The organism is Shimazuella soli (assembly GCF_022511585.1).
In the GTDB taxonomy this organism is placed as follows: domain Bacteria; phylum Bacillota; class Bacilli; order Thermoactinomycetales; family Thermoactinomycetaceae; genus Shimazuella; species Shimazuella soli.
In genome coordinates this window covers 23,434-37,734 of sequence record NZ_JAKWBN010000006.1, presented here as the reverse complement: position 1 = coordinate 37,734, position 14,301 = coordinate 23,434, and the positions used below count along the sequence as shown (strand labels likewise).

The following is a 14,301-nucleotide window of genomic DNA, read 5'->3' as shown; positions in this document are numbered from 1 at the left end:
TTATTTCCCTAATTCCAAAGAGAATTCTTGTAGTAATACAACCTATCTTATTTCTTCCCTAACCATTTCCCCAACTTTGGAACCATAGCTAACTCCTCTTCCGCAAGCAACTTAAAACGAAGGATCGCCCAAAGATATACGATCACTCCTGCTAGGACAGAACCTAGGCATGTGAGGCTCATAGCGAGACGCTCACTGTCTAGACCTGAAGTAACCCAGAGTAAGCCTGTTTTCATCACCAAAGCAGCACATGCCAAAAGACCATTTGCTAGCAGTAGTTTCATCCATGGTGTACGAATCGATGGAATAGATCTTTTTAACACCCAAAGGTTCAAACCCGCACTGATCGCATAGGCAAGGACAGTAGCAAGTGCAGCTCCATTTATATCCCAGATTGGGATGAGGAGGAAGTTGCATACCCATTTAACGATAACTGCAATCACAATGGTAACAGCGGGTAGGATGACACGACCTAGACCTTGCAAGATACCGGCAGACGTCACGGAAAGTGTTACAAAGATAGTCGAAAACGATAAAATTAATAACGCATCTGATCCGGCCGCATCTTTAAACAGCATAACATTGGTTGGCATTGCTACAATTGCTAGACCTATAGAAGACGGCAATCCCAACATCCATGTCAAACGCACTGCTATATTTGCTCGTTTTTCCACTTCTTCTGTCTGTCCCCGTTGTTTAGCAATGGTCATTGCAGGAACAATGGAAAGGGCAATACCTGTGGCAAAAAAAGCGGCAAATTGCAATAAAGGCCCGCCTCGATCATAAATCCCTTTTTCATTAATAGCCAAGGTAACACTCCAATGCGCATCCGCTAAAAAATTAGCAATTGTAAATGAATCTACAAGTCCAAATAAAGGATAGAGAAGGGAATTAATACAGATCGGCAAAGAGATTGCAAATAAGGCTCGAATAACATCTGTATGAGAAACGGAATAACTAGAACCGCTTGTATTCATAGTCTCAAAGCCTCTGCTTTTCCTGCGAAACAAAACTAATACCAGGACAGCTATAAAGGCTCCAGTTGTCGCACCAAAAATTGCGCCTGCACCTGCATATACAACGCCTAATCCTGAACTCATTGCATACCAAGCACAAGCCAATATGGTAATAACTCGAACCAACTGCTCCGAAACTTGGGAAACAGCCGAAGGAATCATTTCTTGTTGTCCTTGGTATACTCCTCGCAAAGATGCAGTAAATGGGATGATCAGCAGTGCAAAGGAAACAGATTGAATAGGTAAAGTAAGAAGCTGTCTGCTTCCCATCCAAGTTGCTATCCATGGCGCACCAAAATATAAAATGAGAAAAGCAATACTCCCTAGCACAAACAAAACTGCCATCGAAACGCGATGAATCTGTTTCACTCCAACCCAATCTTCTTTGGCAATTCGCTCTGATACTAATTTCGATATAGCTAAGGGGAAACCAGCTGTTGCTAAAAGCAATAAGACGCTGTAAAGCGGATATACTTGACTATAAACATACATCCCCTCGTTACCTGTGATGTTTTGGTATGGGATGCGATAGACTGCTCCTAAAAATCGGCAAATCATGGTTGCAATACTGAGAATGAAAGCACCGGTTAAAAAAGAACGCTGTATTTTTTCCAATATCCAAACACCTGCTTCTACATGGTACAGCTAAAATTTGATAAATGAAGAAAGAACCATACTAATATATCAGAATTCCAACCTTTCTGCATGTATAGACTAATTGTTCCCAATAGTTATACTTTACTCTAGTGTGTCATCCTGTGATTCAAGGTAAACTCTCTAAATTTACGGGTAAGATTGGTAGTCCTTCCTGATGATCGAAATACATGGATGACCTGACACTTCAAGTCATTTTTCATTTATCCTTCAGCCGGTTCTATACCAAAGAGTAACAGCAGAACGGCGATGTTCCTTAAGGAACACCGCCGTTGATTTTTGTGACGACACAAAATAGATAATAAGAACGAAACCAGAGCACATATGTAGACAAAAACGTACTTGTCTTAGTTTTCCATCTGTTTTCCCAGAAATGTGGCAGCAGTACTTGCTAATTTACTTTCTAACTCACCTAATTTGGAACCATCTTTTTTAGATATAATAACGACTGCACCGATCGGGTCGCCGCCGGCATTAATCGGAACAACGATATAAGATGCATATTCCTCAGGACTGCCTTTAATGATCTCCGCAATTCCACCATTGTACTCGTGCTGAGGGCGACGGGACTCCATAGAAGTCTCTATCATACTGCTAATGGATTTTTCCATATATTCTTTTTTGGAGCCCCCTGCTATAGCTATAACACTATCACGGTCACAGACGATAACAGTCTGTTGTATATTTTCATATAGTGCTTCTGCATATTCTTGAGCAAAGTCACTTAGTTCGCCAATAGGAGAATATTTCTTTAAAATGACTTCACCATCTCTATCTACAAATATTTCTAAAGGATCTCCTTCACGAATGCGAAGTGTCCGCCGAATCTCCTTTGGGATAACTACACGTCCAAGGTCATCGATACGACGGACGATGCCAGTTGCTTTCATTGTCATGATTTCCTCCGTTCTTTACTCCTTGGTTCTTTTGGTCTTATAAACCATAGTATGAATCTGCTGGGAACATCTTATGCGGGGAATAAAATAATTTCATTTGGAGAAGACAAAAAAAAGAGAGGATAAAATCCCCCCTTATATGTATAATTTTACTCCTATTTCTTTTTCAATGTTGCTAAATACTTCTTGTTTCTTTGAGTTTTGGATTTGTTCTAGTTGATCTTTCGGTGCATCTTTTACTTTTTCTTGTGTTCTTGCTTCTACCTTCATCACATGGAACCCGTACTCCGTTTTAATTGGATCACTGATTTTGCCAATAGGAAGTGTCTTAGCAGCATTAGCAAACGCTGGTACAAATCCACTTACATCAGAATCATACAATCCACCTTTATCTTTGGAACCTGGGTCATCCGAGTACTCTTTCGCCAGTTTGTCAAAATCACCGCCAGCTTCGAGTTTTTGCTTTACTTCTAAAGCACGTTTTTTTGCTTCTTCTTCTGTGCGATTGGTTTGTCCTTGCCCAGCCTGCGTTCCTGGTTGAGTAAAAGAAATAAGCACATGCCGCAGTTTTACTCGCTCATACGTACTGTTTTCAATTTGCTTTCCTAAATACAAATCCACTTTAGCGTCTTGCTCTGCTACCTGTATCAATTGATTTTGGGTAAAACCCTTTCCAGCAATAGCTTGTTGGATGTTCGCAATTTTGGTATTCTGCCCCATCATTTTGCTGTACTCGATTACTTGCTTCTCTAGTTCTTTTCCTTGTTGATCAATCGTCTTTTGCTCAGCGGGTGTTACTTTTTGCAAGCCAGCTATGTATTTTTTGGTTAAGTATACTTTTGCAATCTCTTGACGAGTTTGTTTTTGCTGCCCAGCAGCAGATGCATCTGTAGTCGAGAAAAGGGCTGCCAATTGAGGATCAAAGAAGGAGTTAATATTGATATAAGCATTTAACTCCCCTTCGGTCACTTTTCCACCTTTATATTCACCCGCTATTTTCTGGCTGGAAGTGTCTAAAGGTTTGGTTGTTGCTTGTTGCTGCGTATTTGCATTATTCGTTTTGTTGTTTGATTGCCAATAGGCAGTTGTCCCCATAACGATACTTCCTATTACCAAAATCACGGCGACACTGCCTGCTATCCATTTAGTCGATCGTTGCACTCTGAACCGCTCCTTGTCCTTTTAATACTTGTTCATACTGCTTGAAAAAACTATCCATCATCTCCAATATCGCCTTCGGAGTAAGCCCTGTCTTCTTGAATATCATACCAACATGTTTACCAGAGACCAAACGTACTCGACCAGGAAATTGATGAGCTAACTTGAAAAGTGCTTGCCCATTGATTCTTGTATTTTCTTCAACACGCATGGTGACATGAATTTCTGACCCTTTTTCCTCCATTGTTTCTATTCCATACTTCAATGCATACGCACGAAGTTTTGCGACCCGAAGCAGGTTTTGAACAGGATCAGGCAGATCACCAAAACGATCTTCCATTTCTTCTTCTAAATCAGCAACTTGCTCCAAAGTCTGGAGGCTTCTAATTTTTTTATACAGCTCAATTTTTTGTTTCTCATCTGTAATATACTCGCTGGGCAGATAAGCATCTACATTGAGGTCTAGCTGTGGTTCTGTTACTTCTTTCGTCTCTGTTACTCCTTGCTGCAATTCTACTACAGCTTCTTTTAACATTTGGCTGTACATCTCAAAACCAACTGTCGCAATATGCCCATGTTGCTCTGCTCCAAGCAGATTACCCGCACCACGAATAGATAAGTCACGCATCGCAATTTTAAATCCTGAACCTAATTCCGTAAACTCCTTGATAGCTTGAAGGCGTTTTTCTGCTGTTTCTGACAATACCTTATCTCTTTGATAAGTAAAATAAGCATAAGCAATCCGATTGGATCGTCCAACTCTTCCTCTAAGCTGATACAACTGAGAAAGTCCCATCTTATCCGCATCATATATAATTAATGTGTTTACATTAGGGATATCTACCCCTGTTTCGATAATCGTTGTACTAACTAGGACGTCATATTCACCATCCAAAAAGTCAAGCATAACACGTTCCAGCTCCGTATCGACCATTTGTCCATGAGCTACAGCAATTTTAGCTTCAGGTACTAACATACGAATCTGATCTGCCATACGGTCAATGTTGTTAACTTGATTGTATAGAAAATATACCTGTCCACCACGGGACAATTCCCGTTCAATTGCTTCTCGCACTAATGCAGCAGAATATTCAATGACATAAGTTTGTACAGGGAATCTATTTTCTGGAGGTGTTTCAATGACTGATAAATCACGTACACCCATCATAGCCATATGAAGGGTACGAGGAATAGGTGTAGCTGTCAAAGTTAACACATCAATATTCGTTTTTAGTTCTTTGATTCGTTCTTTGTGCTTTACACCAAAGCGTTGTTCTTCATCGATAATCAACAGCCCTAGATCACGGAAACCAAGATCTTTTGATAAGACACGGTGAGTCCCGATCACGATATCAACAGATCCCTCTTTTAATCCTTCGATTGTTTCTTTTTGCTCCTTGCGGCTGCGGAAACGGTTAAGAACATGGACTTCAATTGGGAAATCTGCAAAACGCTCTCGAAAAGTTTCATAGTGCTGCTGAGCTAAGATCGTTGTTGGCACTAATACAGCAACTTGTTTTCCGTCCATGATCGCCTTAAATGCCGCACGAACTGCTACTTCGGTCTTCCCATAACCTACATCTCCACACAAAAGACGGTCCATTGGCTGGCTTTTTTCCATATCTTTTTTGATTTCCTCTATCGAGCGCAATTGATCAGGCGTTTCTTCATAAGGAAACATAGCTTCAAACTCTCGCTGAAAAGGCGTATCATCATGAAAAGCATAACCTCTAGCTTCTTGACGCTTCGCGTAGAGTTTGATCAGGTCTTGAGCAATATCAACTACAGCAGTACGAACTTTGTTTTTTACTTTACTCCATTCACTGCCACCCAAGCTATAAACTTTAGGGATCTTTTCTTCGCTGCCCACATATTTTTGTACTTGGTCAATTTGTTCTACTGGAACATACAACTTATCGTTACCTGCATACTGAATATGCAAATAATCTTTGTGTAAACCTGCGACATTTAACGTTTCGATTCCGAGGTATTTACCAATACCGTGATTGACATGAACAACATAGTCGCCTGGTTTTAGTTCTTGATAGTCTTTTATTTTTTCTGCATGGTCGAGTTTATTTGAACGACGGATTCTCCGTTGCTTTTGGGTAAATACTTCCCCTTCTGTAATCACAGCTAATTTGTTACTGCTCATTTCAAAACCATTTAATAAGGCAGATACGCGTACTACTGGTTTCCCAGCTGGCAGATAAGCATTATCAGTTGCACGACTGACTTCCATTCCATAGTCTTGCAGCACACGAATCAAACGTAATAATCGTTCCTCTGTACTTGCCGTAAATAAAATCGTATATCTCGCTTTTATCAATCTTTCTAACTCCGCTTTTAACACATGCATTTGGCTATGAAACTGCTGCATACTGCGGCACATAAACTGCACGATATTATGTGCTTGCATGTGCGTTAATTGGCGCATAAATAAAGATAAATATATTTTCTGATGATTTGATCTAGAAACTTCCTCAACTGTATACGACAACTTGAGGGAAGGCAGCATTTCCCCTTGCTCTAATAATGCAGTTTGCCATTCTGCTTCTTCTCTTTCCAACTGCTTAGCTGTCTCTTGAATTCGAGCGGGTTCATCGAGGACAAGAATAGAGTCAGTTGGCAAAAAGTTTAAAATACTCTCGCCTTGAGGATATATTTGCGATATATATTTGTAAATTCCCGTAAAATAAAGTCCAGATTGCAACTGTTCAATATCCCAACCGATACTGCTTTGCAATTTCTCCTTTAATGTCGGATCTTTTGTCTTTTGTAATCTCTCCGTCAATAAGTTCTGGACATGCTCTCCTGCTTGATATAAAAGCTCGCTGTCAGCAAACAGTTCTTTTGCTGGAGGAAGAGTCACAGAGAGTAATTTGTCTGTCGAGCGTTGATCTGCTACCGAAAATGGACGAATGGAATCAACCTCATCATCAAACCATTCTATACGGATTGGTTGTTCAAAAGTTACTGGGTAAATATCTACAATTCCTCCACGGACAGAAAATTCCCCGCTCTTCTCCACCATATCTACTCTTTCATATCCCATATGCACTAATTTATTGGATAAGTTTTCAATCGGGTAGGAGTCCCCTACATTTAGGTGTATAGCATATTTTTTCCACATTGATTTAGGTGGGAATATTTTACGAAGTCCTGAGAAAGGCACAACAAATACCCCTGAAAAACCAGAGGTTAAACGAGTGATAACATCAATTCGGTTACCCAGTGTTTCAGGACTAGCCAGTGCTATTTCTGTCGTTATCAACTCGTCTGCGGGATACAACAATACTTCTTCTTTTGATAAAAGTTCACTCAAATCATCCGCAGCTTTTTGAGCTTGGTTCATATTATGTGTTACTACCACACATGAACGACCTGTTTTCTGGTATATAGTGGCAACAAAAATCATGCGCGCAGATCCTGTTAAACCTGTAGCTAATTGTTCACGAAGTCCAGTATCTAGTCCATGAAGAATAGACTGAACATCTTTATCTTGTTCAAATAGATTCGTAAGCGGTTCCAAGTTATCCTCCTTCTCCCCTATACAAAAGAAGCCTCAGCAATATGTGCCAAGGCTATGCTTCTCCATGCAATTTGTATTAATGATACAGTGATGGTAGAAGGGAACGTTCCGGGTAATGGTTTAAGATATGTTCGCAGTTTTCGCAAACTACTCGAACTTGCATCTGACCATTTGTGTCATGGATAATTATATCTTCTCGTTCTTCTGAGGTCAACTGATCGAGACCTAGTTCCGCTTCTGAATATACAGAATTATTCAATTTACCAAGCGATGAGTGGCAAAAGCGGCAGACATACTCTACCATGAGAATGCCTCCCTTTCTAAAGAGTCATTCTTATTATAGCCTAGGTACTGCTCCATTATACTTATTCATCGCTATGAGGAAATCATTCTTCAACCATTCATTTGTCGCATTTGCAGCAGCAATTGCTGCATCTGCTGCAACAAGATGATCTATTTCTGAAAAAGGTTCTAGGACATAGTCCACTACTTTCATTCCAGCAGGTGGTCGATCAATACCTATCTTAATACGATTAAATTGATCTGTTCCTAAATGGGAAATAATCGATTTCATCCCATTGTGCCCTCCAGAACTCCCTTTTTGCCGCAAACGTAACTGCCCTAAAGGAATATCCATATCATCAAAAATAACAAGCAAATCTTCAGGGGCAAGTTTTAGAAAACGCATTGCCGCACCAACAGCTTCTCCAGATAAATTCATATAAGTCAGCGGTTTTAACAAAAAGACTTTTTCTCCATTTACAATGCCTTCTGCAACAGCACTGTGCCATTTTTCTTTTTGAAAAAGTATATTCCATTTTTCACTAAGCTGATCTACAGCCCAAAAACCAATATTGTGTCTAGTCAGTTCGTATTTTTTTCCAGGATTCCCAAGCCCAACAATCACTTTCAACTCTCTCACCTCAAAAAGGAAAAGGCGACCGGTGAGAATCGCCTATACAAATAATTTACTTACCGATTGTTCATGGTGGATTCGATAAATTGCTTCTCCAATTACAGGCGCCACAGAGAGAACTTCGATTTTATCTAACATTTTCTCTGGTTTTAATGGAATCGTGTCAGTAGCGATCAGCTGTTTAATACCTGAGTTTTGAATACGCTCCAGTGCAGGTCCAGATAAAACAGGGTGTGTACAACAAGCATACACTTCCTTGGCTCCGCGTTCTAAAATCGCTTCTGTTGCTAACGCAATCGTCCCAGCAGTATCGATAATATCATCGATGATGATCGCTGTTTTTCCAGCTACTTTACCAATAATACTCATCACTTCAGATACATTCGGCTCTGGACGTCGTTTATCAATAATCGCGAGTGGTGCTTCCAGCCGTTCTGCTAAACGTCTTGCACGAATCACACCACCATGGTCAGGAGACACGACAACAAGATCCGTTAAATTTTTACCTTGAAAATAGTTACCCAAGATAGGTACACCGAGCAGGTGATCCACTGGAATATTGAAAAATCCTTGAATCTGGGTCGCATGTAAATCCATTGCGATTACACGATCAGCTCCAGCTGTCTCAATTAAGTTAGCCACCAATTTTGCTGTGATCGGATCTCTTGCACGGGCTTTCCGATCTTGCCTAGCATATCCATAGTAAGGAATAACAACATTTATCGTACCAGCAGATGCACGTTTTAACGCATCCACCATAACAAGCAATTCCATCAAGTGTTGGTTTACTGGATCGCAAGTAGACTGTACAACATATACATCCAAACCGCGAACTGTTTCATTTAACTGGATATGAATTTCGCCATCACTGAATTTGTTCACTTTAGCGTCTCCCAAAGGAATACCCAAGTGATTACAAATTTTTTGTGCTAACAGCGGATTGGAATTACAGCTAAAAACCTTTATACGAGAGTTTGCTTGGGACATTTTACGTTATCTCCACCTATAATGAATTGTGTCTATTGATTTTTTTACGTAACTTCGGAACATAATCCGTCTTGGTCACTTGCCGCTGTCTAGCAATAGCAAATGCTTCGGCAGGTACATCTTCAGTAATCGTTGAACCAGCAGCAATATAAGCTTTCTCTTCAACTGTCACAGGAGCGACTAGATTTGTATTACATCCAATAAATGCACCATCTTGGATAATGGTCTTATGTTTAGTGAAACCATCATAATTCACCGTAACTACACCACAGGCAATATTTACATTCTGCCCTATTTCAGAATCTCCTACATATGCAAGATGGGAAACTTTCGATCCTTTTCCTATCTGAGCATTTTTTAAATCTACAAAAGCTCCTACTTTTGTATTTTCTGCCAAAGATGTATTCGGGCGAATATATGTGTATGGCCCGATAGTCACATTTCTCCCTATTTCACTATCTTCGATTACACTATAACGGATTTTTGACTCATCTGCTACCACAACATCTTGCAGATCGGCTTCAGGACCGATAATACAGCCACTTCCAATTTTTGTATTCCCTTTCAATGAACTCCCGGGAAATACTTCTGTGTCTGCATCAATCTCTACATCAGCTTCTATGGTAACAGTGGAAGGATGGTGAATGGTTACGCCACCTTGCATGTGCTTTCTAATAATACGCTCTTGCATATAGGATTCTGCTTCAGCTAGCTGGATACGGTCATTGACACCCATGGCTTCCTTTTCATCTTCCATCATGGATGCAGCAATAACTTCCCCTTGTTCTTGTAAAATAGAAATCACATCAGGAAGATAATATTCCCCTTGTGCATTGTTATTGTTTACTAATTTTAGTGCTTCAAACAATTTTTGGTTATGAAAACAATAGGTACCTGTATTAATTTCATGAACAGCACGTTCTTCATCTGAAGCATCTTTGTGCTCTACAATTCGAGAAACACTGCCATCAGCTTGGCGAATGACACGACCATAACCCGTAGGATCAGCTAATTCAGCGGTCAATACGGTTGCAGCTGCTTCTTTTTGCTTGTGAATTTCAATCAATGACTGTAAGGTGTCTTTTGTGAATAAAGGATGATCTCCATTAAGAACAAGCGTAATACCATCTTTCCCTTGAAGATACTCTTCTGTTTGCATGACTGCATGAGCAGTTCCTAACTGCTCCTCTTGTTTAACAAAAGTAACTTTACCTTCAAGCGCTTCTTCTAATGTTTCTCCTAGGTGACCAATTACCATTAACTTTTGGGTTGTACCCATATCTTCAAGTGTATCCAAGATATAGTGTACCATTGGCTTCCCGCATAATTCATGTAAAACTTTATGCTTTTTTGATTTCATCCGAGTGCCTTTGCCCGCTGCTAAAATAACCGCGTTTAGGTTCTCCTTCACTATATAGCCCCCATCATTATAAATTACCCTCCTGAATATATCGTAACAATAGGGGTTTATGCAACTTTTGTATTTTATTCTAGTATTGAACTATCCCCGCTTAGCGAGCTTGAAGCGGGGGGGCTACTCGGCTAAAAATGATAAACTTTACTGACAATAGATGTCAACAGAACTGTTGTATCTTAGAGTAAAGATAGTTTGAAAGAGAGGAGATGACCATGAAACAAAATCAAATCAAACCAATTCCTGCAGGGTATCAAACAGTAACCCCATGGATCATACGGTAAAATTAATTGAATTTGTAGAAAAATCCTTTGATGCTAAATGTTTAGGGACGATAAAAAACGAAGATGGAACGATCGGACATGCAGAAGTCCAAATAGGGGATTCGATTGTAATGATGTTTGATTTAGTGGAGAGCGACTTAGAGACACCTGGTTTTTTCCCTTTATATGTAGAAGACGCCGAAAAAATATTCCAACAAGCACTCCAAGCAGGTGCATCCGTAGTTACAAAGATAACTGAACTAGCATTTGGCGATCGAGTAGGGCGTATATGTGATCCATTCGGCAATATTAGTGAATTCAAGAAAGGATGGAGGTACTGAGCCAAGAGGAAATAGTCAGGCGATCTCAAGAAAAGGAATATATCGATGCCATGAAGTATGTACAAAATACACTTCATAAAAAACTAACTTCCAAATAACCTCAAATAGAAAGAAAACCTCTCAAAGGAGAGGTTTTTCTTTTATAATGCTTTTGGCGTAGGAATGATATCTTCTTCTATATCATCTGCCCGACGGTATTCTTCTAATACAGCTGATTCGATTTTCTCTCGGCTGAGCGGAGAGATGGGATGAGCGATATCTCGAAATTCCCCATCAGGTGTACGCTTACTAGGCATAGCAACAAACATTCCATTATTTCCATCAATTACACGAATATCATGAATAACAAACTCACTATCAATCGTGATAGATGCAATAGCACGCATCCGTCCTTCACGATTTACCTTGCGCAATCTAACATCTGTTATTTCCATCCAAATGCACCACCTATTACCAAGATGACTTTAATCTTAGTATTCGAGGGAACACTTGAAATTCCTTCCAATTATGACAAAAAAATTAATTTATTTAAGTCAGATGAGCGATAACCTCAATTTCGATGCCCGCATCTTTTGGCAGACGAGCAACTTCTACCGTGGAACGAGCTGGTTTATGTGTATCAAAATACTCGCCATATACTTCATTTATTGCAGAAAAATCATCCATATTTTTGATGAAAATCGTTGCTTTTACTACATTTTCCAAGGTAGCATCAGCTTCTTTTAAGACCTCGATAATATTTTTTAAAACTTGATGAGTCTGTTCTTTAATATCTCCTGTTATCAAAACCCCTGCTGGTGTAAGTGGGATTTGGCCAGATGCAAAGAGGAAATTCCCTATTTGGACAGCTTGTGAATATGGCCCAAGTGCTTGTGGTGCATTATTGGTCTGAATGATTTTCATTATTGTACACTCCTTGATCAAATAAATTTCCAAATTCTACATTTATCCGTTTTTCTTTTTCATCTACTTCTGTCACAGTTGTCAAAGAAACATATCCATCTACCAATTTTTCCGGTACTATTGAATCGACCATTACCCCAACACCTACTACTTCAGCTTCAAACTCACGGAGCAAATCAATCATACCTCGAACTGTTCCCCCCGCCTTCATGTAATCATCGATCAACAATACCCGTGATCCTTTAGGCAAACTTCGACGAGCCAAAGAAAGTTGTTTCATTCTCCCACTAGAACCAGAAACTGTATTCACTGTCACGACAGAGCCTTCCGTCACAGTTGTATCATAACGGACGATTACTACTGGTTTTCGTAGATGAAATGCAACAGCATATGCTAATGGTATCCCTTTTGTCTCTATGGTTACAATTGCATCGATCTGACTTGTTCCAAATATTTTGGCCCATATACGTCCTAAATGATGCAAAAGTACAGGATCTCCCAGTAGATCAGACATAAACAGAAACCCACCAGGTAAGATACGTTCTGGATTGGTAAGCTTGTGACACAGTTGTGCCAATACTGTTTTTGTTTCTTCCATACCCATGCTAGGCATATATCGCACACCGCCAGAAGCCCCAGCCATGGTCTCCAACTGGCCGCTCTCTTCTGCATGTAACACTTCTTGAATAATCGTCAAATCTTCGCTGATGGAAGATTTTGCTGCATGATAACGTTTTGCAAATGCTGTAAGCGGAATCAATCGATACGGCTCGTTTAAAAGCTGATGTACCATATCAACCAAACGAGCACTCCGTTTCCATTTTTCCATAAGTTAGCCCCCAAAATCCGAACATCATGCCTGAACTATAGCATTTTGTTTGGTTTTATTCAAGTTTCCCAGCATTCTTACGGCAAAAACTTGGGGACAAAAACCTTTTAAGCTATTTACCATTCTCTTTGCTCTCGATTCCCGATCTACAAGAGCAAATACGGTAGGACCACTACCTGACATCAGCACACCATCAGCACCAAACTGATACATTTTTTCTTTTAATTTCCGAACATCAGGCTCCATGTTCATCGTAATAGGCTCCAGCACATTACTAAGCAGCCGAGTAATGGCACGATAATCTTGCCGATACAAGGCTTCCATCATCTCTTTGGTCTTTGGTCTAGTTTGTACATGATCGACTTTTAGTTCACCAAAAACATCAGCAGTAGAAACACCTTGTGACGGTTTGGCTAGCACTACCCAGCAGGAGGGAGGAGCCGGTAACACTTGCAATCTCTCTCCTCTTCCTTTTGCCAATGCTGTATTTCCATAAACACAATAAGGAACATCAGAACCGATCTCTGAACCAATTTCAGCCAGTTCACGTAAGCTAAGACCAAGGCCCCATAAACGATTTAATCCGCGAAGTGTTGCTGCTGCATCGCTGCTGCCGCCAGCTAATCCAGCTGCAACTGGAACTTTTTTATCTATTTTTATTGCTACCCCACGTCTGATTCCCATTTTTTTGCGCAGCAAACTAGCTGCCATATAAGCGAGGTTTTTATCATCTTGCGGCACTAAGCCTGAACTTGATTCCAGAAGGATTGCAGAGTGTGGAAGGGAGAGTAAATCAATCCGATCAGCTAAGTCAACCGAAGTCATCACCATTTCCAATTCATGATATCCATCCGCTCGTTTATAAAGTGCATCTAAAGTTAAATTTATTTTTGCTGGCGCTTTCTCTGAAATAAACAAAATCATACTCCTCTCGTAACACCCCAAAAACAAATTTGGGTACCCCTGGTGCATGTCCGTCCAGTTTTATTTTCCTATTGTACCACGAGAGGTTATCCGTACCAACACAGAAAACTAGCCCCTAGAACAGCAAAAAACTGCACTGCCATCGTTTCCTTATCCAGAAAAACATAAAAAATGCTATACGAAAAGAAAGAGCCAAGGATTATCCCTTGGCTCTTTCCTATTTTCCCCCTGCATTTTGTTGCTTTGCTAACTGTTCTTCAGCTATTTGGATAGCCCTTTTTACCATGTTTCCAGCATCACGAGTTGTAATCCCGCCCCAACCTTCTTGCTGTACAACATCATAAAACCCAAGCTCTTTGGCTATCTCCACCTTAAGGGCATCTGACATAACACCACGACGTGCCATCTACCATCGCCTCCTAAAGGAATGCAGGGTATATTTAGTATGGTTAATGCAAACAATTATTA

The 14,301-nt window shown here is 40.2% G+C and carries 14 protein-coding genes; 1 reads left to right on the top strand and 13 read right to left on the bottom strand.

The window, feature by feature from the left end; genetic code table 11:
• Positions 1 to 47: 47 nt before the first annotated feature.
• From MK805_RS13090 to glmU, 8 genes are all read right to left on the bottom strand, one after another.
• Positions 48 to 1,631 (bottom strand): putative polysaccharide biosynthesis protein, encoded by a 1,584-nt coding sequence (locus MK805_RS13090; RefSeq protein ID WP_240876342.1) that lies wholly within the window; start codon positions 1,629 to 1,631, stop codon positions 48 to 50.
• 386 nt (positions 1,632 to 2,017) lie between these two features.
• Positions 2,018 to 2,560 (bottom strand): stage V sporulation protein T, encoded by a 543-nt coding sequence (spoVT, locus tag MK805_RS13085; RefSeq protein WP_275092336.1) that lies wholly within the window; start codon positions 2,558 to 2,560, stop codon positions 2,018 to 2,020.
• A 141-nt stretch (positions 2,561 to 2,701) separates the two neighbouring features.
• Entirely contained in the window at positions 2,702 to 3,727 is a 1,026-nt protein-coding gene (locus MK805_RS13080) for a peptidylprolyl isomerase (RefSeq protein ID WP_240876340.1), read from the bottom strand.
• Entirely contained in the window at positions 3,711 to 7,256 is a 3,546-nt protein-coding gene (gene mfd / locus MK805_RS13075; protein ID WP_240876339.1) for a transcription-repair coupling factor, read from the bottom strand. The genes MK805_RS13080 and mfd overlap by 17 nt, the downstream gene beginning before the upstream one ends.
• 76 nt (positions 7,257 to 7,332) lie before the next feature.
• On the bottom strand, positions 7,333 to 7,560 hold the full coding sequence (locus MK805_RS13070; protein WP_240876338.1) for an anti-sigma-F factor Fin: 228 nt from the start codon (positions 7,558 to 7,560) through the stop codon (positions 7,333 to 7,335).
• A 33-nt stretch (positions 7,561 to 7,593) separates the two neighbouring features.
• Positions 7,594 to 8,169: an aminoacyl-tRNA hydrolase gene (pth, locus tag MK805_RS13065; RefSeq protein WP_240876337.1), complete on the bottom strand. Its 576-nt coding sequence runs from the start codon at positions 8,167 to 8,169 to the stop codon at positions 7,594 to 7,596.
• A gap of 42 nt (positions 8,170 to 8,211) precedes the next feature.
• Complete coding sequence (locus MK805_RS13060; RefSeq protein ID WP_240876336.1) at positions 8,212 to 9,159, bottom strand: ribose-phosphate diphosphokinase; 948 nt, start codon at positions 9,157 to 9,159, stop codon at positions 8,212 to 8,214.
• A 16-nt stretch (positions 9,160 to 9,175) separates the two neighbouring features.
• On the bottom strand, positions 9,176 to 10,570 hold the full coding sequence (gene glmU / locus MK805_RS13055; RefSeq protein WP_338057507.1) for a bifunctional UDP-N-acetylglucosamine diphosphorylase/glucosamine-1-phosphate N-acetyltransferase GlmU: 1,395 nt from the start codon (positions 10,568 to 10,570) through the stop codon (positions 9,176 to 9,178).
• 271 nt (positions 10,571 to 10,841) lie between these two features.
• Here glmU and MK805_RS13050 point away from each other — a divergent pair, with 271 nt between their 5' ends.
• Entirely contained in the window at positions 10,842 to 11,177 is a 336-nt protein-coding gene (locus tag MK805_RS13050; protein WP_240876335.1) for a VOC family protein, read from the top strand.
• 140 nt (positions 11,178 to 11,317) lie between these two features.
• Here MK805_RS13050 and spoVG read toward each other — a convergent pair whose 3' ends face one another.
• The 5 genes from spoVG to MK805_RS13025 form a co-directional block, all read right to left on the bottom strand.
• On the bottom strand, positions 11,318 to 11,611 hold the full coding sequence (spoVG, locus tag MK805_RS13045) for a septation regulator SpoVG (RefSeq protein ID WP_028777589.1): 294 nt from the start codon (positions 11,609 to 11,611) through the stop codon (positions 11,318 to 11,320).
• Positions 11,612 to 11,705: 94 nt separating this feature from the next.
• Positions 11,706 to 12,080, bottom strand: coding sequence for a RidA family protein (locus MK805_RS13040; RefSeq protein ID WP_240876334.1), 375 nt, complete (start codon positions 12,078 to 12,080; stop codon positions 11,706 to 11,708).
• Entirely contained in the window at positions 12,058 to 12,909 is an 852-nt protein-coding gene (purR, locus tag MK805_RS13035; protein WP_240876333.1) for a pur operon repressor, read from the bottom strand. The genes MK805_RS13040 and purR overlap by 23 nt, the downstream gene beginning before the upstream one ends.
• Before the next feature lie 24 nt (positions 12,910 to 12,933).
• Positions 12,934 to 13,827 (bottom strand): 4-(cytidine 5'-diphospho)-2-C-methyl-D-erythritol kinase, encoded by an 894-nt coding sequence (ispE, locus tag MK805_RS13030; RefSeq protein WP_240876332.1) that lies wholly within the window; start codon positions 13,825 to 13,827, stop codon positions 12,934 to 12,936.
• A gap of 223 nt (positions 13,828 to 14,050) precedes the next feature.
• Positions 14,051 to 14,239, bottom strand: coding sequence for a small, acid-soluble spore protein, alpha/beta type (locus tag MK805_RS13025; protein WP_240876331.1), 189 nt, complete (start codon positions 14,237 to 14,239; stop codon positions 14,051 to 14,053).
• Between the last annotated feature and the right edge of the window lie 62 nt (positions 14,240 to 14,301).

Bases quoted from the DNA above. Each gene is read 5' to 3' on its own strand.
- spoVG (WP_028777589.1), bottom strand. From the start codon at position 11,611: ATGGAAATAACAGATGTTAGATTGCGCAAGGTAAATCGTGAAGGACGG.
- spoVT (WP_275092336.1), bottom strand. From the start codon at position 2,560: ATGAAAGCAACTGGCATCGTCCGTCGTATCGATGACCTTGGACGTGTA.
- MK805_RS13060 (WP_240876336.1), bottom strand. From the start codon at position 9,159: ATGTCCCAAGCAAACTCTCGTATAAAGGTTTTTAGCTGTAATTCCAAT.
- MK805_RS13070 (WP_240876338.1), bottom strand. From the start codon at position 7,560: ATGGTAGAGTATGTCTGCCGCTTTTGCCACTCATCGCTTGGTAAATTG.
- purR (WP_240876333.1), bottom strand. From the start codon at position 12,909: ATGGAAAAATGGAAACGGAGTGCTCGTTTGGTTGATATGGTACATCAG.
- MK805_RS13050 (WP_240876335.1), top strand. From the start codon at position 10,842: ATGGATCATACGGTAAAATTAATTGAATTTGTAGAAAAATCCTTTGAT.
- MK805_RS13040 (WP_240876334.1), bottom strand. From the start codon at position 12,080: ATGAAAATCATTCAGACCAATAATGCACCACAAGCACTTGGGCCATAT.
- MK805_RS13025 (WP_240876331.1), bottom strand. From the start codon at position 14,239: ATGGCACGTCGTGGTGTTATGTCAGATGCCCTTAAGGTGGAGATAGCC.